Origin of the sequence: Arsukibacterium sp. (assembly GCF_041616895.1) — a bacterium.
In the GTDB taxonomy this organism is placed as follows: Bacteria; Pseudomonadota; Gammaproteobacteria; order Enterobacterales; family Alteromonadaceae; genus Alishewanella.
The window spans coordinates 1-17,789 of record NZ_JBFJPY010000071.1 but is presented as its reverse complement, the minus strand read 5'-3'; the positions used below and the strand labels follow the sequence as shown (position 1 = coordinate 17,789).

The window sequence follows — 17,789 nt, the reverse complement described above, 5'->3', positions numbered from 1 at the left end:
TTAATTTGGGAAGGCATTGCTGAGGGGACGTTAAAGCAGAATGACCTGGAGCAACCGCGCGAAGCTGCTGCCCGCACCGTTGCTCTAATTTTTGAAAAGTTACCAACCAAGTAACTTAGTTTGCTGCGATCTCGGCAACTTGCTGTTTTAAAGCTGAGCAATCGGCTTTGGCATCAAGTTGCTGGATCGACAACGTAAGTTCGGCGACTTTAAAGCCAAACTTGTGCAATGTGGTCCGGTTTATCAGGTTTTTTTCATCAACCAGATGCAGCCAGTCTTTCACGGTGACATCCAGTGTATCGCCATCGTAGGGTAGGCGTAGCACATACTGCCAATACAAACTATTGCCGGCCAATTGGCCGGTCGCTTGCCCCACCACATCACCTGCAGTGCCCGTTATCTCGCCCTCGGCACTTTGGTTTAACTGCCAATGCCGCTGCTCTACCCGACCATCGCTAAAGTAGAAAACTTCATACAAATCGCCCTGCCCCTGCTGCCACTCGCCACAGAGATCAGCGACAAAACGCACGCTCTGCTGCCCCCGCCAATTATGCATTACGCCGTAAGCCCGGCCAGAACCCAGAAAAAACTGGTCAAGTGCCAGCTCCGGGGTTAGTTGTTTGTAATCAGAAATAGACTGGCTGCACCCCGTCAGTATTGACAGGCTTGCAGCAAGCACGGCTTTGTGCCAGAAAAACTTTTGCATCGTGATCTCCTTGTTTTATTCAACTTTAGCAGACGTTACGCGGTTAGCTTTGCTTTAGCTCAGTATGGTGGTTATCTTGCTAAGCTGAATTACTTATCCTGAAGACAAGATTTTTTTGTTAGACAGGCGACCAGCAACCCCTTACAACGCACCACTGTGCCACGGGGAGTTTACTATGCCAGATCTGATGGTGTCAGATGATAAGAGAGACCAGCCTGTTAACGTTATCAATGATGAAGCAATTCTGGATCACTTTTACCAGCATGGCTGGGTTGTCATGCCAACGTTTTTGCCCGATAGCCTGAATGCATTATTGCTGGACGAAGCGCGTTTTGATGCCAATCTAACGCCAGCCGGTGTCGGACGAGCAAACGATTTTGTTTTAAACCGGCAGATCCGTCGTGATAAAACGCATTGGTTTGACGCCAACAGCAAGGCTCAGCAAGATTACTTGGGTTTAATGCGCCAATTACAGTTGCAATTAAACCGACAGTACTTTTTGGGGTTATTTGACTTTGAATGCCATTTTTCCCGCTATCAGCACGGTGACTTTTATCAAAAGCATTTTGATGCCTTCAGCGGCCGCTCTAATCGGGTACTAACGACCGTAAGCTACTTAAATAATATTGCAGTTGGCGGTGAGTTAGTCCTGTATGGGCCAGATGACGCCATACTAACCCGTATTACGCCACAGGCAGGTACTCTGGTGCTATTTGAGAGTGAGCGGTTTGCTCATGAGGTACTGCCGGCGATTGATGAGCGCTACAGTATTGCCGGCTGGTTCCGTCACAATAATAGTATTAATGGCGTCATTGATCCGAGCCGTTAGCCGACACGGTTCAGTGGTTTAGTGAATGATCTTCAGCGTGTACCCGACCTCAATATTGTTTTTTGCAAACCAGCCTCGTGGCATTTCCAGGGCAGCCAGCGCTGCGGCCGGGGTAGATACCGGTGTCTCATCAAGCGGATGAAGCGGTTTTATCGCTATAATTTGCCATTGAGGGTCAATAAACGCCACATCCAGGGTTAAATCGGTATTGCGCATCCATAAACTGATCATGCTCGGTTCAGGGTACAGTAACAGCATGCCCGGTTCAGCACTTTTCTGAAACATAAGACCCAATGCGCGAAGTTCAGGCGTATCCGCCAGCTGTACCTGACGTTGGATATCAGCAATCTGAATAGTGGCTATTGGAAAACTCAGGCGTTGCATCGGCTCTGGTTCGGCACAGGCATTAACCGCGAATAGCAATAATAAAACAACAAAAATGGGATTTTTCATCCTACATACCTGTAAAAAGTTATAGCGTAAACGCACGGTTAACCACCATTGCTGTAATAATGCAGTGCAATACCACTGAACACCAGCAATCCAACATAATGATTATTTAAAAATGCCTGAAAGCATCCGGCACGGCTTTGCACAGCTAACCTGAGTTGGTACAGGAAAGCCAGGGCGCTACATACCAATGCCAGGTAGTACACCAGGCTTAACTGCGCCAGAACACCAACATAACCCAGTAACAGCAAGGTTGAAAGCTGCAACATCACAATCACAGTCAGCACGTGGTTACCAAACAGAATAGCGGTTGATTTGATTCCGGCTTTTACATCGTCCGGCTTATCCACCATGGCGTAATAAGTATCGTAAGCCACTGTCCAGCATAAATTTGCCAGGTAAAGACACCAAACCAGCACTGGCAATTGCAGCTGAATAGCCATAAATGCCATTGGCATACCCCAGCTGAAAGCAGCTCCCAGCACGACTTGTGGTAAGTGGGTGTAGCGTTTCATAAACGGATAAATAGCTGCCAGCAATAACGCCACCAACGACAGCAACATAGTCTGCCAGTTTAACCACAGCAATAAGCTGGCACTTAGTGCAACGAGCACCACAAATAACTGCAATGCTTCTGTGGCGTTAACGCTGCCGCGGGCCAGTGGGCGGGCTGCGGTGCGAGCTACCAGTCCATCAACATGGCGATCGGCATAATCATTGATCACGCAGCCAGCGGAGCGCATCAGTACAACACCCACGCTGAAGACAAGTAACATACTGATAGCCGGGAATCCGCCGCTGGCAAGCCAGAGCGCCCACCAGGTGGGCCACAGCAATAAATAAATGCCTATCGGTTTATCCAGGCGCATTAACAGTCGATATTCTGACCAGCGCTGCCAGCTAAGCTGCCATTTCATAATGTTAAGACACCATCAAGAAACACTTCAGCGACCAGCAGCGGCTGACCCGCGAGGCAAAAAACAGAACGCCGGGCCCAGTACTCACCTGATGCAACAGCTGCTGTCAAAGGATGCGATAACTGCACCCTGGCGACCTCTATCTCGCTGCGGCTGACGTGTTGCTGCTGAAAAATAACTTCTCCAAGCGGCTGGTCGCCAAGTTGGGCCAGCGGTTGCAACGCTGCTAAAGTTGCTAGTGGCAGCCAGCTTTGTGCATAGATACATGGCAGCTGATTACACGACATTAATACTTCCCGGCATTGGGCGTGTGCTATACCGGGTAACAACGGCGTGATAAATTCGGGTAAGGCATATTCTTGCTGCTGCAGTACTTGCAACTTAAAATGACGGGCGCGACTTTTCAGCCGTGCAGTAAGGGAGGCGGGCTCCAGCAACCAGGCTTCAAGCACAGGTGGTAATGTGACAGCACTGGCCAATTGCCAGTCAGAAGCTAATGAAATAGCGGGCTTAGTCACTGAAATACTCTAATTGCAATAGTATTGCCAAATGATAACAAGTTCGGCCCGCCTTTTCAGCTGAAAACGGTAGCAACAGGATAATTACACTGGCAAAGCATGCGGTAAAACACTAAGGTTAACAAAGAACTCCCTGAGACAACCCAAGGTAGGGCAACATGAAATTTCTCGTTTTTGTACTTTCTGCATTACTTATGCTGCCATCAGCAGCGAGTGCCAAACAGCAGGAAGCCGAATTTGTTTATTATGGCTTTGACCCGGATATTGTCACTAATTATGTTGCAGGAAACCGGCGCAGTCTGGGTTATGTCAGAGTGACTGTTGAATTAATGGTGTCCGACAAACGCTTTCTCAGTGCCATTGAACATCATGAACCGCTTATTCTGGACACCATTATTGGCATTCTGAGCAAGCAAACTGAGGATAAAGTAAAATCCCTGACCGGAAGGGAAGAAATCCGGACATCGATTCTGACCCGACTGCAGGAAGTACTGAAAAAAGAAACCGGTGACACCATCATCAAAGACCTACTCTTTACTAAATATTTGTATCAGTAAACAGACACCGGTAGCAAATCAACTGGTTGCAACATGGCGTGGCGGTTTAATCAATAACGCCAGGATTAACCCCGCCAGCATTCCTGCCAGATGAGCCCAGTTTGCCATGCTAATCCATAACACATCAGCAAAGCCCAGTAATAGCCAAACCACCATAAACATGGCCAGGGCGTCGCTGATCAGCGGCCGCGGCCGGGGATAAAGCTTCTGACTCAGCCAGCAAAAGCCAAAAAGTGCATACACTACACCCGACAAGCCTCCGAAATTAGTCCCGACCAGAAAAAACTGTGCGGCATTGGAGATGACCGCAGTGAGTACCGTAAAATTAAGGAGCCGGATACTGCCGAACTGGCGCTCCAGAGCGGAACCGAGCAGTAGCCACCACAGTAGATTAAACACCAGATGTGTGGCGGAAAAATGTAAAAGTGCCGGGGTAAACCAACGCCAGAGCTGCTGTGGCGCAGTCAGTTGCAAACTGCTGGTCGCGCCTCTAAAATCAAGCTGCAGCCAGGCGTAAACCAGTAAACAGCCCCCTAATATCAGCACCGTGATGGGGCGGCTTAGCACCTTTTGCCATGGCACCACAATGCGGCGCTGGCCAGTTTTAGCAACAGGCTTGCTACGCTGCCATGCTGCTGCCTGGTAGCGAGGATGATCTGGCTCGGTAATAAACTCTTTTAGTAAATCAGTTACCTGCTCTTTGCAACTCTCGTCGCAATACAACTGTGTGGGGCCATTGCTTACCGGTTGCGCGACAACATGTAGCCCTTTACTCTGGCAATAGTCTGTAAACAACAACGCCGCTGACAGATTATTAATTTCAGCCAGTTTATGCATCGTTACTGCGCTCAAAGGGCTGTGATTGCTGCCATTGGCTGAAACCGCCGTCCATACTGTATACCTTTTCAAAGCCTTGCTGAGCCAGATACTGAGCAGCGCCCTGACTCGAGTTACCGTGGTAGCAAACGACAATGACCGGCTGGTCAAATTCAACCTGCTGCATAAACTGGCTCAGACTGCCGTTATTCAAATGATAGGCACCGGCAATATGGCCATTGGCAAAGCTTTGATCATCGCGAATATCGGCAATGATCACTTCCTGCTCAAGAAGCATGGCCGCGGTATCTGCAACGGAAATATGGTGAAAGTCGGTCATTACTGCTCCCGGGCAAAGTGGTAATAAAATTGTCGCATTATCATAACGCACTGCTCGGCAAATAGCAGCCCGTGTCGCTTTAGCATCGGTAGCAACCTATAGTAGTCTCTCAATCATAGCTGTTTTAGCCGTTACTGAACGAGAAAGGCTGGACATTCAATTAAACTATTGTTAACAATGTTGGCATCAAAATATCGTGCCGGGGTTTCACCATGAATTTACTTATTATACTTGTCATTCTTGCAGTCATTATTTTCTATGTCATCAGTATTTTTAATCAACTGGTTAAACTAAAAAATCGTTTTCAAAACGCTTTTGCCCAAATCGAAGTGCAATTAAAGCGCCGCTACGATTTAATCCCCAACCTGGTTGAAACGGCTAAAGCCTATATGTCTCATGAGCGTGAAACGCTGGAAGCCGTGATAAGTGCGCGCAACGCCGCTATGGCAGGATTAAAAGTTGCCGCCAATAATCCCGGTGACGCTGGAGCTATTAGTCAGCTTGCCGGTGCAGAGGGTGCTTTGCAAAGTGCGATGGGGCGGCTGAATATGGTGATGGAAGCTTACCCTGACTTAAAAGCCAATCAGAATATGATGCAGTTATCTGAAGAGCTGACCAGCACCGAAAACCGGGTCGCTTTTGCCCGTCAGGCATTTAACGATGCGGTGACCGAATACAATACTTACAAACAAAGCTTTCCGCCGGTGTTGGTTGCTGCCACCTTCGGCCACGCTAACGATGCGACCTTACTGGAGTTTGAAGACAGTCAGTTAATTCAGGCTGCACCGAAAATCAGTTTCTGATAACACATGGCCACTAATTTTTTCAGTCAGCAAGATTTAGCAAGACGGAACACTCGGATCCTGATATCGCTATTTACCCTTGCTGTGGTGTTACTGCTGCTGTTAACTAATGCCCTGGTGTTGGTAGGTCTTGGCCTGGTTGACTTGCAGCAAGTAAAAAATCAGCAACCCCTGAGTCATAATCTGCCATGGCATATGGTGTTTATCACCAGTATCAGCGTCATTATCGCCGTCGGCATCGCGGTGCTGTTAAAATGGCAGCAGCTAAAGGGCGGCGGTAAAGTGATTGCGACCAGCCTCGGTGGCAACCGGATTGATGCCGCCAGCGATGATCCGCTGGAACGGCGTCTGCTAAATGTGGTTGAAGAAATGGCCATTGCCGCTAATGTGCCGGTACCACCTGTTTACTTATTGCCCGAGCAAGGGATTAACGCTTTTGCTGCAGGTTATAGTCCGGGTGATGCCGTAATCGGGGTAACCCGTGGCTGTGTTGAGCAGTTAAACCGGGACGAGTTGCAAGGGGTGATGGCGCACGAGTTCAGCCACATTTTAAATGGTGATATGCGGATGAATATCCGGATGATTGCCATTTTAAATGGCATTTTGTTTTTAGGGCATATCGGCTACTTTATGCTGCGCTCTGGCAGCACTTCCAGAGGGCGTATTGGCCGTAGTAGCGGCAGCAATAAAAATAAAAATGCTGGCGGCTTGCTGGCAATTGCCCTTGGGCTGGTGGTTATTGGCTATTTAGGCTCTTTTTTTGGCAACCTGATTAAAGCGGCAGTGAGCAGGCAACGCGAATATCTGGCCGATGCCTCAGCAGTGCAATTCAGCCGCAACCCCAGAGGAATTGCCGGTGCATTAAAGCGGATTGGCGCACACAGTGCCGGTACTCGTATCGGTAATAGTAATGCCGATGAAAATAGTCATTTATTTTTTGGTGAGGCGATCTCTCGTTGGGCCAGCATTTTTGCAACACACCCGCCGCTGGCAAAGCGGATAAAACGCCTGGAACCGCATTGGAATGGCAAGTTTCCCAGTCCGATAAATCAGGTAGACCCGGCGGTTGAGCAAAGCCCCCCGTCTGCAACCAACAGCGCCCGCTCAGAGAATGCTGCACCCGATAATCATAAAATGCTGCAGGCTATTGCTGCTCTGCCTTTATTATTAGTGCAAAATAGCCGGCAGCCCCTGCAGGCTCAAGCGATTGTTTGTGCTTTGTTGCTGCAGAACTCCGCTGTTGAGGCCGCACAATTAAACCTGATAAAAGAGCATGGCTCACTGGAACTATTGCAAAACGTTGACCAGGTTATTGATGCAGTACAGGAGTTGCGCCTGCCGTTACAAGTGCAATTATTACAGCGTACCATACCGGCATTAAAACAGCTTAGCCAAGAGCAGTTTGTCCAGTTTGAGCAACTTATTCAGGCGCTTATCGTTGCCGATCAGCAGGTGTCATTACCACAGTGGATAGTGACTCAGTTTATTGAGCATACGGTAGCCAGCCACTTTCAACCGAAACCACAGCTTAGAAGCACCAGGAAAACGGATATGCTTGCTTTGCAAGGCCCGGTTGTAGCATTGCTTGGTGCAGTAGCGAATGCCGCCGGCGATCCTGTGGCGAGCAAACAGGCCTGGCTGGCCGGTTTAACCACCCTGGGGCTTGCAGATGATACGCCAAGGCCTGACAGCCCGTTAGCTGCCTTAACCGGTCAGCTTAACGACTTGCTCAGTGCAGCCCCGTTACTCAAGCAGCAGATCTGGCAGGCTATTCTGGCCGCGGTTGCAGCAGATAATCTGGAAACGGATAATGAGCAAGCGTTATTGCTCGCCCTGGCGTTATTGCTGGAAATGCCCTGGCAACCTGATGCAGTGGTAAATTAAGCTGCTCGATTAAACCTTTTCAGAAAAATGTGTATTAGGGGTTTAGCGAAACGGCCAGCTAAGGTAAAATAGCCGGTTCTTGTTTAAGTCCGGAGGCTGTGTGTCCGATAATCTGTCAGATAATCGCTTATTCCTGTTATACGATGCCTCGTTCGACGATATGGATGCCGAAGGTTGTCCTGGCTTTGGCTTCGTGTTGTTGTTTAATGAAGCGGATGTTAATCAGTTTACTGCTGGCGAAAACCCGGCTTGCCCAGCTGTCTCTATGCTGTTTACCGATCATGCCGACGGCAGTATCAGCGGCGATTTGCTGGGATGGGCCCATTTGGACGCTGACATTTTTCAACACTATCCGCTGGGTCAGTTTTTAACACTGATGGAGCAGGCAGCGCAAGTTGCCATTAATGCCTACCGCCAGGTTAACCAGGTACCGGACAAATTAGTCGCGCTCAGCCTGCCCGATGAAGATCTTATCCAGTTTGATGTTCAGTTCAATGATTTGCAGCTAAAAGATAAACAAAGCGAGTTATTATTAGCCCAGCAGTTGATGGTAGGTCGGCCCTATCTGGATTCGTAGGGTAAACAGCTAAGTTAACCCCGTTATCACAGATTGCTTTTTCACTTTATTCTTTTACTATATCGAATATCGGTAAATTAACAGGCCAGCAGACGGAGTGACCGTAATGACTACAGCCCTTGATATGGCCTTAATTGAGCGGGCTTTAAACGGTTTCACTATTCCACCAAGACCTGAGATTTTGCAGCATATTCAGCAGCAGCTGGCGAAAAATGACCCCAGTATCAGCCGGATAGCTGCCTTAATTAATCTGGATGTGGGAATTGCCGGTTTCACATTGAAAGTGGTGAATTCTGCTTTTTTTGGCTTACGTCAGAAAATTACCTCTATTGAACATGCCTGTAAATACCTTGGCATGAGCCGGGTTATCGCTCTGGTTCGTAGTATTTTATTGCGTTTTACTCTGGCTGAAGGCCGACAAGACCCGTTTAGTCAACGTTTGTGGAGCAGTGCCTTACACACTGGCACTATTGCTATGGCGTTGGCGAAACAGTTTAATCTTAGCCAGGCGGCTCAGGACGATTGCTATAGTCTTGGCTTATTTCATAACGCCGGGATTGCGCTGATTAGCGGACAAGCTCCGCTTTATGCCACCTTGATGCAACAAGGGTTGCAAGCAGGTCGGGGGCATAGCGAAATTGAAGAGCAACATTTTCAGACATGCCATGAAGTGCTGGGCTATCTGATTGCTCAGTCCTGGGGTTTAACGCCGGAATTGTGTAATGTTATTGCCTACCATCATAGCCCGGCGATTATTCTGCAGTCAGACAATGACTATGAACAGCAATTATTTGCCTTGCTGAAGCTGGCGGAGTTTTTCAGCGGCGAAAGCCGATTGCTGTATAACATTAATGTTGATCCTGAGTGGCAAAATTACAGCGGTGCTATTTTAGACGTGCTGGAGCTTGACAGCCTGACTCTGCCAGATTTTGCCGAATTATTGCACCAGCAGGATATTCAAACCGTATATAGCCTCAACTAAACTAATCAGAGCTTTAGCTGTGGTTCATCGCAAGCCTTTTTTACCCCAAAAAATTTGCCCGAGTTGTCAGCGCCCGTTTAACTGGCGTAAAAAATGGCAACGGGACTGGGAGCACGTTGTTTATTGCTCAGAACGTTGCCGCCGTTCAAAGTCAGACGGTTCAGCGTCTCACCCCTGAGTGCCTACTATAGAATCCCCTGCCAAGGCAACATGACAGCTTTGTCACTTAAGGCGCTGTCTGTTACCTTTAACTCATAAGTTACCGCGCAACGTTGCACATTGCTTTTAACAGGGCGGTCCAGATGCAAATTGTCATTTTATCCAGCTCAAACTGTGTTGCAGAATATGGTGCAGCACTTTTTATTGATCAGCTAGCCGCGAAACCGGATTCGGTACTCGGCTTAGCCACGGGTTCGACTCCCTTAGCTCTCTATCAATTGCTTATCGCGGCCTGTCAACAGCAGCGAGTGTCATTTGCTAGCGCAAAAACGTTCAATCTGGACGAGTATCTTGGTTTGGCTGGTGAGCATCCACAAAGCTACCGCTACTTTATGCAGCAACATTTATTTAATCATATTGATATTTCGCCAGAGAATACTGCAGTACCTGATGGTGCAGCAGTAGATCCGGTCGCAGCCTGCGCCCGGTACGAGCAGCAAATTGCCGACGCCGGTGGCATCGACTTGCAGCTGCTTGGTGTGGGCCGCAATGGCCATATTGGCTTTAACGAACCCTCATCCGGGCTTTATTCCCGCACCCGAATTAAAACGCTTACACCCGCTACCATCGCTGACAACAGCCGTTTTTTTAGCGCCGGTGAGTATCAACCGCACCTGTCCATCACAATGGGAATAGGTACTATCCTCGATGCCAAAAAAGTGGTGTTGCTGGCTACCGGCGTGAGTAAAGCTGGCGCAGTAAAAGCCATGGTAGAGGGTCCGCTTACCGCAGCATGCCCGGCTTCTGCTTTGCAATTGCATCAGCAGGCGATCATTGTGCTGGATGAAGCGGCAGCATCTGAGTTGACTGATATTGATTTCTACCGGCATATAGAGCGGGAAAATCAGGCTTTGCATAACCGTTTAAGGCAGCAGTAATACCCAATAGCTTTGGTTACGGCTACAATAGCGCCCTGAATTATGCGCTCGTTTGCGCGCCAGCTTGAAGTAGGTAAGGTATATGCAAATTGTGTTAGCGCCAATGGAAGGTGTGGTAGATCACCTGATGCGGGAGATGCTAACCCAAATTGGTGGCTATGACTTATGTGTCACCGAATTTATCCGGATAGTTGACCAACGCCTACCCGCACGGGTATTTCATCGTATTTGCCCCGAATTGCAGCAAGGCGGCAAAACACTCGCCGGCACACCCGTGCGGGTGCAATTACTGGGGCAAGAACCTCACTGGTTAGCCGAGAATGCAGTAAGGGCCGTTGAGCTGGGATCACCCGGAGTCGATTTAAACTTTGGCTGTCCGGCCAAGGCCGTTAATAAAAGCCGTGGCGGAGCGGTACTGCTCAAACAAACAGAGCAGTTATATCAGATCGTTAAAGCAGTTCGTGACGCCGTGCCCGTAGAATATCCGGTCAGCGCTAAAATTCGACTTGGTTATGATGATACCAGCCTGACTCTGGCGAACGCCGAGGCTATTTGCGCTGCCGGTGCCAGCAGTCTGGCTGTGCATGCCCGCACTAAAAGCGATGGCTATCGGCCGCCGGCTTACTGGCCCTGGATTGCCAAAATAAAGCAGCATGTTGATATACCACTAATTGCCAATGGCGAAATATGGTCTGCCGCGGATGCTGCCCTATGTCAGCAGCAGAGCCATTGCCAGGATATTATGCTGGGTCGGGGTGCACTCGCCATGCCCAACCTGGCGCAAACCATTAAGCAGCAACAGGCTGTTATGCCCTGGCCGCAAGTGCTGCAACTGCTTATGCATTACTCTGAATTTGAAATAACCGGCGATAAAGGCAAATACTATGCTAACCGGGTTAAACAGTGGTTCAGTTATTTAAAACTGCAGTACCCGCAAGCAGCCTGCTTGTTTAAACAGTTACGACTGCTGACCAAAAGTACTGATATTCTGACTTTACTCACTTACACCCTACAGCAACAGAAGACATCAGCCTAGCGTCTGAAAACCCAACACCACCCCAAAATTTACAAAAAATTCACTTTTCGACATGAGGAAAGCGGTATTAAAACAAGTCATTATTGTCAGCTTTTTTTACAGTCATCTGTGTTTAGTTAACCGCCGCCAGCCAACAGCTCGATAATCACTCACTTTTATTAATCCGGCGCAAATTATGCACAATTGTGCGAGCTGGCAGTTATGCACGTCCAGCAAAACGCTCGCCGGACAGGAAAGCGGAGTACTGTTAAGGCGATGTAAAATAAGAAAAGGAGTCTTAACAAATGCGGTCAAAGAAAAATATTATAACAGCAGGGATCCACTTAACTTCAGCTTGCGTGCTAGCGCTGAGCATCCAGTCTGCGTTAGCGCAACAACAGCTACCGGCAAATGCTGCAGAGGGTGGTAACTTGTGGTTTGTTGAACTGACAGGTAACACCGTTGCCGATGGTAATTCAAAACGCAATATTAATGCAGCGCAAAATCAATTTCGACAGGCAGCGAAGGATGCCGGCATAATTTTTAATGAACGCCGCAGCTTCGACACTTTATTTAATGGCTTCTCAGTTGAGATAAATGCAGCCAATCGAGCCAAGTTAATGCAGGTACCCGGCGTTAAAGCCATTTATCCAGTGGAATTGATCCAGTCGCCCAATCCTGAAGTGAACAGCGGCGGCGCTGCTGCAGATATGGCAACTGCCATTGGCATGACAGGCGCCGATATTGCGCAGAACTCGCTCGGCTTTACCGGTACGGGTATCAAGGTAGCAGTAATGGATACGGGTATTGATATTGACCATCCGGACTTTGGTGGCAACGGCAGTAATGGCTCTACGCCTTTTCCTACCGCACGCATAGCCTATGGCTATGATTTTGTTGGCGATGCGTTTAACGCAGACTCAAGCAGCCCAAGCTATAACCCGAATGTAATGCCAGACAATAACCCGGATGATTGCGGCGGCCATGGTACTCATGTTGCCGGTATTGTCGGTGCCAACGGCGCCATTAAAGGCGTTGCACCAGATGTGACCTTTGGTGCGTACCGGGTATTTGGTTGTAACGGCAGCACCACTGCAGATATCATGATTGCGGCAATGGAGCGCGCCTATGCTGATGGCATGCAGGTACTGAATATGAGTATTGGTTCAGCATTTCAGTGGCCGCAGTACCCCACCGCTCAGGCAGCTGACCGGCTGGTAGAGAAGGGCGTGGTCGTAGTGGCGTCTATCGGTAACAGCGGTGGCAGTGGCCTGTATTCTGCGGGTGCGCCCGGCTTAGGGGAGCACGTTATCGGCGTTGCCTCGTTTGACAACGCGGCCGCTACTTCAGCGCTATTTGAAGTGAATGGCCAGGATATTGCCTACAACAGCATGACCTTTAGTGGCCCGGTACCCACTGCAGGCTCTGAAGACTTAGTATTTGTTGGTCGGGCCTGTAACATTGATCCATTATTAGTCAGTCCGGCGGGCAAAGCCGCCCTGGCGGAACGTGGCGCCTGTACTTTTGCAGAAAAAGCCACCAATGCCATTAATGCAGGCGCTACCAGCGTTATTATTCATAACAGTACTGCTGGCGGCTTCAGCGGTACCTTAGGGGGGCAGATTGGCGATGGTTCTGTACCTGTGGTTAGCATTTCAGGAACTGATGGCTTGTATATCCGGGCCGAGGCTTCACCCACCATAACCTGGACAGATCGCAGCATACAAACTCCTTTGCCAACAGGAGGTCTGATTTCAAGCTTTAGCTCTTATGGTTTGTCACCTGATTTAGCATTAAAGCCTGACATTGGTGCCCCAGGCGGAGTAATTTATTCGACCTATCCACTGGAAAGCGGTGGTTTTGCTACCTTAGGTGGTACCTCAATGTCTTCGCCTCATGTTGCAGGTGCAGCGGCTCTGTTACTGCAAGCGAAACCTGGCACGCCAACAATGGCGATACGGTCGATCTTACAAAATAGTGCTGATCCGAAAAACTGGGGTGGTAGTCCCGGTTTAGGTTTCCTTGATAACGTTCACCGCCAGGGCGCAGGTATGGTTGATATCGATGACAGCATCACCGCTACGACCTATATCACTCCGGGTAAAATTGCCACCGGCGAAGGCGAAGCAGGCCCGTTTACCCAGCGTCTTACTGTGCGAAACGATAGCGATACCGCAGTGACCTATCAGTTATCCCATGTAAATGCGCTTTCAACGGGTGGCGTTATTACGCCCAGCTTCTTCCTGGGCGGTGCCACGGTGGCCTTTAGCAGTGATATGCTGATGGTTGCGCCAGGTAGCAGCGCAACAGTTGATGCAACGATTACCCCGGCCGCCGGACCCGTTAATGGCCAATATGGCGGTTATATCGTGTTTACACCTGAAGATGCAGGACAAATATATCGCGTACCGTTCGCGGGCTTTGTCGGTGACTATCAGGGCATTCAGGTATTAACCCCAACAGCTAATGGCTTCCCCTGGCTGGCGCAACTTGATGGAGGTTCGTACTTTAACTGCCCAACCGGTTGCAGTTACAGCATGCAGGGCACTGACTTACCGTGGTTCCTGATCCATTTCGAACACCACGCCCGCTTCATGGAGATGAACATATTACATGCTGACTCTATGCAGCCGGTTCACCCGGTATTCCACAAAACCAACGTGTTTGATTATTTGCCCCGCAACAGTTCAGCAGGGGGCTTCTTTACGTTCAGCTGGGATGGCACGCGTATTCACAGCAACGGTGGCAAAGGTAAAACGAAAGTGGTGCCCAATGGCGATTACGTACTGCAACTAAGAGTACTTAAAGCGCTGGGCGACGAAAGTAACCCTGCACACTGGGAAACCTGGACTTCGCCGGTTATTAATATTGCCCGCTAAGGCATAACGTAATATGAAAAAAGGCGAACCTAAGGGTCGCCTTTTTTATTTGCTTTGTAGCCGTTTTTTTATTGCGCTAAGACCAATTCAGTACCACTTTACCTGACTGGCCAGAACACATAATATCAAAGCCTTCCTGAAACCGCTCCATTGGCATTTCATGGGTCACCATAGGGGTCAGATCCAGCCCTGACTGAATCAAACTGGCCATTTTGTACCAGGTTTCGAACATTTCCCGGCCATAAATACCTTTAATTATCAGTCCTTTGAAGATAACTTTATTCCAGTCTACGGCCATGTCAGAGGGCGGGATACCCAGCATGGCAATCTTACCGCCATGATTCATGGTATCGAGCATGCCGCGAAAAGCCGATGGCACACCAGACATTTCCAGCCCGACGTCAAAGCCTTCGGTCATACCCAGTTCTTTCATCACGTCTTTTAAGTTTTGCTTACTAACGTCAACTGCCCGGCTGGCACCCATTTTAAGTGCTAAATCGAGCCGGTATTGATTAACGTCGGTAATCACCACGTGGCGGGCACCCACATGGCGCGCCACGGCGGCGGCCATAATACCTATAGGCCCGGCGCCGGTAATTAATACATCCTCGCCCACTAAATCGAACGATAACGCGGTATGCACTGCATTACCAAACGGATCAAAAATAGCAGCAATGTTATCCGGAATATTATCCGCTAACTTAAAGGCATTAAATGCCGGGATCACCAGATATTCAGCAAAAGAGCCCGGGCGGTTAACACCCACACCAGTGGTATTGCGACATAAGTGCACCCTACCCGCACGGCAATTACGGCAATGGCCGCAGGTGATATGACCTTCACCGGATACCCGATCACCGATCTTAAAACCACGAACCTCCGAGCCCATCCCTTCAATAACACCCACATACTCATGGCCAACCACCATGCCATTTGGAATGGTATTCTGGGCCCACTCATCCCATTTATAGATGTGGACGTCGGTACCGCATATTGCGGTTTTTTTAATTTTAATTAATACGTCATTCGGGCCAACTTCGGGTTTATCCACCTCAGTTTGCCAAATACCCGGTTCTGCTTTTAACTTTGCTAATGCTTTCATTTTACGCCCCGCCCTTATGCGATCACGCCCATATCTTTACCAATGCGGATAAAGGCAGCAATAGCCTTATCCAGTTGTGCTTTACTGTGTGCTGCTGAAATTTGAGTGCGAATTCGGGCCTGACCTTTTGGCACTACCGGAAAGGAAAAGCCCACTACATAAATTCCCTCGGCCAGCATACGTTTCGACATTTCTGCTGCGACTTTGGCATCTCCCAGCATTACCGGAATAATGGCATGGTCTTTACCGGCCAGGGTAAAACCGGCTGCACTCATTTGCTGACGGAAATAATTTGCGTTATCCCACAATTTCGTGCGCAGCGCATCACCCGAGGCCAGCATCTCTAATACTTTTATAGACGCAGTAACAATAGAAGGCGCCAAAGAATTGGAGAACAGATACGGCCGTGAGCGCTGCCGCAGCCAGGCAATCACTTCTTTTTTACCTGAGGTATACCCACCCGAAGCACCGCCTAGCGCTTTGCCCAGCGTACCGGTAATAATATCGACCCGGTCTAACACATCGCAGTATTCATGGGTACCGCGACCGTTTTTACCGACAAAACCCACAGCATGACTGTCGTCTACCATCACCATGGCGTTGTATTTATCGGCTAAATCACACACCACTTTTAAATTGGCAATAATACCGTCCATAGAAAACACGCCGTCGGTGGCAATCAGTTTAAAGCGGGCACCATCAGCGTCAGCTTGCTTTAACTGAGCTTCCAGATCAGCCATATCGTTATTGGCGTAGCGGTAGCGTTTTGCTTTGCATAACCGCACGCCGTCGATAATAGAAGCATGGTTTAACGCATCGGAAATGATTGCATCCTCTGCACTTAAAATCGTTTCGAATAAACCGGCATTGGCATCAAAGCAAGACGAGTACAAAATAGTATCTTCGGTGCCCAAAAACTCGCTGATTTTGGCTTCCAGCGTTTTATGAATATCCTGGGTGCCACAAATAAAACGCACTGACGCCACCCCAAAGCCATGGCTATCGAGCCCCTGCTTAGCCGCAGCAATTAAATCCGGATGGTTGGCTAACCCCAGGTAATTGTTGGCACAGAAATTCAGCACCTGCGAACCGCCTACCGTTACATCTGCCTGCTGTTGCGAGGAAATAATCCGTTCAGCTTTAAATAACCCTTCAGCGGTAACGTCTTCAATCTGGTGTTGTAAGTGTTGCAGAAAAGCGCTGTTGCGCATGCGGCCTCCTGGTTGGCGATGGTCTGAGCGATGCAAAAGATGCACATTGTAAAGGTTAAGACGCTGCCATGCAGCGTTTAGTGGTTAAGTGTAGCAACTTGCAGTTTGTCAGCTGTAAATAAACAGCTACACTAATGCCCGTTTCTAGTTGCTGGTCTGCTCTGTCAGGGCCAACTGGGCATAGTGTTGCTGTAATTTAGTAATACGTGGTAGTGCTTGCGCGGTCGCATAAGGCTTAAACAGCAACAGCACTTTAAGCACCCCTTGATATACGCTGGCCTGATTAATCGGCCTATCCGGTGCCTGCGTTTTCAGATAACTGATCCAAAAGGTAACCAGCAGCTTAATGCTATGGGCGAAATCGGCAATATCCTCATCGGCAATTTCAATTACCGCTTTCGCTTTCAGGGCCTTTAATATTGAAATAACCCGCTCCAGCACGCCTTGTTGTACCCGGGCATAATCTTGTTGCAATGCGCTGTCGCGAGCCAGAATATCAGGCAAATTGGCATAGAAGAAATGAAAGCGCCACATCAGTTCGAACACCACATCCAGATACTCGGCCAGTGCATCCAGCACTTCGGTTTGCGCTGAAGGCGGTTTTATCCGGGTATCCAACAGCTTGGCATATTCCTTAAAAATCTGCCGGACAATGTCTTCTTTATTACGAAAATGGTAATAAAGATTACCGGGGCTGATACCCAAATGAGCTGCAATATGGTTAGTGGTAACCTGGCGCTCGCCTACGTCGTTAAACAGCGCAATACTGGCTTGCAGAATTTTATCTTTAGTTCTGAGCTTTTTTTCCATCTGAATAGCTAAGCTTCTTTATTGATATAGTAATTTGCTATAGTAACGCCAAACTGACTAAAAACTCTAGTCGCTTGCGCTGTTCCAGTGCCAGGTGGCGACAACATAAGCATCTTAAATATGAAAGTAAAAGCCATTTACCCCGGCACCTTCGACCCGTTAACCAACGGTCACAGTGACTTAGTGCTCCGTGCCGCCAGGCTATTTGATTCCGTGGTGGTAGGCGTTGCTTCTAACCCCAGTAAACAGCCCTTGTTCAGCCTGGAAGAACGGGTACAACTGGCTGAGCAGGCGTT

At 48.9% G+C, this 17,789-nt stretch carries 20 protein-coding genes; 11 read left to right on the top strand and 9 right to left on the bottom strand.

Annotation, left to right across the window (positions count from 1 at the left end):
* Positions 1-115: 115 nt before the first annotated feature.
* On the bottom strand, positions 116-706 hold the full coding sequence (locus ABY802_RS12175) for a DUF3833 domain-containing protein (protein WP_372627410.1): 591 nt from the start codon (positions 704-706) through the stop codon (positions 116-118).
* Positions 707-881: 175 nt separating this feature from the next.
* Between ABY802_RS12175 and ABY802_RS12170 the strand changes: the two genes are divergently transcribed.
* Positions 882-1,535, top strand: coding sequence for a 2OG-Fe(II) oxygenase (locus ABY802_RS12170; protein WP_372627409.1), 654 nt, complete (start codon positions 882-884; stop codon positions 1,533-1,535).
* A gap of 18 nt (positions 1,536-1,553) precedes the next feature.
* On the opposite strand, the gene ABY802_RS12165 is transcribed toward ABY802_RS12170, so the two are convergent.
* The 3 genes from ABY802_RS12165 to ABY802_RS12155 are packed head-to-tail and all read right to left on the bottom strand — an operon-like array spanning position 1,554 to position 3,420.
* Positions 1,554-1,988: a DUF192 domain-containing protein gene (locus ABY802_RS12165; RefSeq protein WP_372627408.1), complete on the bottom strand. Its 435-nt coding sequence runs from the start codon at positions 1,986-1,988 to the stop codon at positions 1,554-1,556.
* 38 nt (positions 1,989-2,026) lie between these two features.
* Positions 2,027-2,902 (bottom strand): 4-hydroxybenzoate octaprenyltransferase, encoded by an 876-nt coding sequence (gene ubiA, locus ABY802_RS12160; RefSeq protein WP_372627407.1) that lies wholly within the window; start codon positions 2,900-2,902, stop codon positions 2,027-2,029.
* A complete protein-coding gene (locus ABY802_RS12155) occupies positions 2,899-3,420 on the bottom strand; it encodes a chorismate lyase (RefSeq protein WP_372627406.1) in 522 nt (173 codons plus the stop codon). The genes ubiA and ABY802_RS12155 overlap by 4 nt, the downstream gene beginning before the upstream one ends.
* A 158-nt stretch (positions 3,421-3,578) precedes the next feature.
* Between ABY802_RS12155 and ABY802_RS12150 the strand changes: the two genes are divergently transcribed.
* Positions 3,579-3,977, top strand: a complete 399-nt coding sequence (locus ABY802_RS12150) for a flagellar basal body-associated protein FliL (protein WP_372627405.1) — start codon at positions 3,579-3,581, stop codon at positions 3,975-3,977.
* An 18-nt stretch (positions 3,978-3,995) separates the two neighbouring features.
* On the opposite strand, the gene glpG is transcribed toward ABY802_RS12150, so the two are convergent.
* Together glpG and glpE are read right to left on the bottom strand one after the other, a co-directional pair.
* Positions 3,996-4,814 (bottom strand): rhomboid family intramembrane serine protease GlpG, encoded by an 819-nt coding sequence (glpG, locus tag ABY802_RS12145; RefSeq protein WP_372627404.1) that lies wholly within the window; start codon positions 4,812-4,814, stop codon positions 3,996-3,998.
* Positions 4,807-5,133 carry a thiosulfate sulfurtransferase GlpE gene (gene glpE / locus ABY802_RS12140; protein WP_372627403.1) on the bottom strand — a complete coding sequence of 109 codons (327 nt, stop codon included), beginning with the start codon at positions 5,131-5,133 and terminating at the stop codon, positions 4,807-4,809. Before glpE ends, glpG begins: the two co-directional genes overlap by 8 nt.
* A 212-nt stretch (positions 5,134-5,345) precedes the next feature.
* Here glpE and ABY802_RS12135 point away from each other — a divergent pair, with 212 nt between their 5' ends.
* The 8 genes from ABY802_RS12135 to ABY802_RS12100 all read left to right on the top strand — a co-directional run bounded on the left by ABY802_RS12135 (position 5,346) and on the right by ABY802_RS12100 (position 14,370).
* A complete protein-coding gene (locus tag ABY802_RS12135; RefSeq protein ID WP_372627402.1) occupies positions 5,346-5,936 on the top strand; it encodes a LemA family protein in 591 nt (196 codons plus the stop codon).
* A 6-nt stretch (positions 5,937-5,942) separates the two neighbouring features.
* Positions 5,943-7,820: a M48 family metallopeptidase gene (locus tag ABY802_RS12130; RefSeq protein ID WP_372627401.1), complete on the top strand. Its 1,878-nt coding sequence runs from the start codon at positions 5,943-5,945 to the stop codon at positions 7,818-7,820.
* Positions 7,821-7,920: 100 nt separating this feature from the next.
* Positions 7,921-8,397: a hypothetical protein gene (locus tag ABY802_RS12125; RefSeq protein ID WP_372627400.1), complete on the top strand. Its 477-nt coding sequence runs from the start codon at positions 7,921-7,923 to the stop codon at positions 8,395-8,397.
* Positions 8,398-8,503: 106 nt separating this feature from the next.
* Positions 8,504-9,379 (top strand): HDOD domain-containing protein, encoded by an 876-nt coding sequence (locus tag ABY802_RS12120; RefSeq protein WP_372627399.1) that lies wholly within the window; start codon positions 8,504-8,506, stop codon positions 9,377-9,379.
* Positions 9,380-9,398: 19 nt separating this feature from the next.
* Positions 9,399-9,557 (top strand): DUF2256 domain-containing protein, encoded by a 159-nt coding sequence (locus tag ABY802_RS12115; protein ID WP_372627398.1) that lies wholly within the window; start codon positions 9,399-9,401, stop codon positions 9,555-9,557.
* Positions 9,558-9,681: 124 nt separating this feature from the next.
* Entirely contained in the window at positions 9,682-10,476 is a 795-nt protein-coding gene (gene nagB, locus ABY802_RS12110; RefSeq protein ID WP_372627397.1) for a glucosamine-6-phosphate deaminase, read from the top strand.
* Positions 10,477-10,558: 82 nt separating this feature from the next.
* Positions 10,559-11,512: a tRNA dihydrouridine(16) synthase DusC gene (gene dusC, locus ABY802_RS12105; RefSeq protein WP_372627396.1), complete on the top strand. Its 954-nt coding sequence runs from the start codon at positions 10,559-10,561 to the stop codon at positions 11,510-11,512.
* 284 nt (positions 11,513-11,796) lie between these two features.
* Positions 11,797-14,370 (top strand): S8 family serine peptidase, encoded by a 2,574-nt coding sequence (locus tag ABY802_RS12100; protein ID WP_372627395.1) that lies wholly within the window; start codon positions 11,797-11,799, stop codon positions 14,368-14,370.
* A 76-nt stretch (positions 14,371-14,446) separates the two neighbouring features.
* Here ABY802_RS12100 and tdh read toward each other — a convergent pair whose 3' ends face one another.
* From tdh to ABY802_RS12085, 3 genes are all read right to left on the bottom strand, one after another.
* A complete protein-coding gene (gene tdh / locus ABY802_RS12095) occupies positions 14,447-15,472 on the bottom strand; it encodes an L-threonine 3-dehydrogenase (protein ID WP_372627394.1) in 1,026 nt (341 codons plus the stop codon).
* A gap of 14 nt (positions 15,473-15,486) precedes the next feature.
* Positions 15,487-16,683 carry a glycine C-acetyltransferase gene (locus ABY802_RS12090; RefSeq protein ID WP_372627393.1) on the bottom strand — a complete coding sequence of 399 codons (1,197 nt, stop codon included), beginning with the start codon at positions 16,681-16,683 and terminating at the stop codon, positions 15,487-15,489.
* Positions 16,684-16,827: 144 nt separating this feature from the next.
* The gene (locus ABY802_RS12085) at positions 16,828-17,493 is read right to left on the bottom strand and encodes a TetR/AcrR family transcriptional regulator (RefSeq protein ID WP_372627392.1); all 666 of its coding nucleotides are present in this window, start codon (positions 17,491-17,493) and stop codon (positions 16,828-16,830) included.
* Positions 17,494-17,613: 120 nt separating this feature from the next.
* Between ABY802_RS12085 and ABY802_RS12080 the strand changes: the two genes are divergently transcribed.
* Positions 17,614-17,789, top strand: a 176-nt coding sequence (locus ABY802_RS12080; protein WP_372627411.1) for an adenylyltransferase/cytidyltransferase family protein, incomplete at its 3' end; no start/stop codon positions are given.